Annotated in this window: 1 protein-coding gene; it reads left to right on the top strand. The window is 27.4% G+C overall.

Features of this window, described 5'->3' with window-relative positions; all coding sequences use genetic code 11:
- A partial coding sequence (locus tag ACZYT4_RS14000) for a tetratricopeptide repeat protein (RefSeq protein ID WP_463786970.1) occupies nucleotides 1-1,795 on the top strand: 1,795 nt, incomplete at its 5' end.
- Nucleotides 1,796-1,838 lie beyond the last annotated feature (43 nt).

The following is a 1,838-nucleotide window of genomic DNA, read 5'->3' as shown; positions in this document are numbered from 1 at the left end:
TATCTTTAACGGAGAAGAGAAGAAAAAAGTTCAGAATGATACAAGAGAAGAAAGCGTTGATCCTGAATATGAACAAAAAATTGTTGATTATGTGGTACAAAAATTTTATGAAAAAGAGGGTATCAATCTAAAGAATGATGAACTTGCTATGGAGAAAGTTCATACTTATGTAAGAATACAAATTTATGCATCAAAAAAATATCCAATGACTATATATGTTCCATATGTTATAGATACAGATGATATGTCAAAATCACTATATGTTCAAATCAATAGTGTAAATGATTTAGAATATTCATCAAAAAAATCTGATAATAAAATACAAAATATAAATGGCTATATGGATGAAGAAAAAACGATAAATATTTTTCAACAAGAAAATAAGGCAGGAAAAATACAAAAAACATTTACACATGAAGAAATTATTCAAAATGATTTAAAAGAAAATGATGATTCTAAATATGATAGAAAAGTTACTGAATATGTCATACAGGAATTCAATGTAAAAGAAGGTATTGATTTAAAGAATGATGAAATCGCATTAAATAGAGTTTATAGTGAAGTAAAAAAACAGTTATCTTTATCAAAAGAATATCCTATTATTATTGATATTCCATATATTATGGTAACAAACGATGGACCGAAATCACTTTATGTAAAACTTAGTAAAGAGATCATACAGTCTATTAAGCAATCTAGAAAGCAAACACCTCATATAATAGAATCTCAAAGTACAGAAATAAAAAAAGAGTTAGAACCTTTACAAATAAAATGTCCATATTGTAATGAAACTGCTTATTTACAGTTTAGTCATGGATATGTTTGCGTAAAATGTAACAGTGTACATCTGACCGTTGAAAATGACGTAACACTACAACTTAAAGACTTATGTAAACAAGCATTTTTGCAACAAGGGAGTTCACATGAAAAAAGATTATCGCTTTTAAAGCAAATGGAATCTTTAGACCCCGAACAAGCACAGCTTATTTATTGGATAGGAGCTGAATATGGATGTTTAGGTTTCAAAGATAAACAGTTTCAATGTTATCAAAAAGCACTTAAAATAGATTCAAGAGATGCATTATTTTATAGAGGCTTAGGACTCTTTGAGTATAATTCTAAAAACTATGAAAAAGTAATAGAGTATTACAAAAAGGCACAGCCATTATACATGAAAGGATACTATTCAAGTTTCTTGAGTTTTGATATATTTGCTGAATATTATTGCATTTCTCTAGAAAGGACGGGAGAATCAGAGGCTGCACATCATGTTTTACTGGAAATGAAACGTTTTGGATATGAAGTATCAAAATGCAGACAACTTATAAATGATTACAACATTGGTAAGAAATTTATTGGTAGAAACATAAGGCGTATTTTTGAAAAATATAGAAGACAAATATCATGGGGTAGACGAGATATTATAGAAAGACCTTTCAATGAAGAAATAACTAAAACATTTCATATATCATATAAAGCAGATTTTTATATAGATTTCTCTTTTTCATCTTATTTTATTAAGAATATGCTTAAACAAGAAAATAAGTCAAAAGAAGGCATGGTTATTACAGATTATGGTTTATATTGTTCAGCTAAAGTAAACAGGGCGGCCAAATATTACTATTTGTCTTATCTTGATTTGTCAGATTCTAGGATTTCATACACAAAAAATAATATTATATTAGATTTTTCTTTAAATGCTGGTGGTAGTGTGGCATATGAAATAAATATTGGTGTGAATGCTCCTGTCGTGTATAAAATATTAACAGAAATTCAAGAACTTTATAGAGAATAAAATTTTATTTGAAAAAGGATAGGGATTAATCATGGAAGAAATA

The organism is Massilimicrobiota sp. mt181, assembly GCF_055420065.1.
Note: the sequence above shows the minus strand (reverse complement) of the source record. Positions and strands in the feature narration are given on the sequence as shown.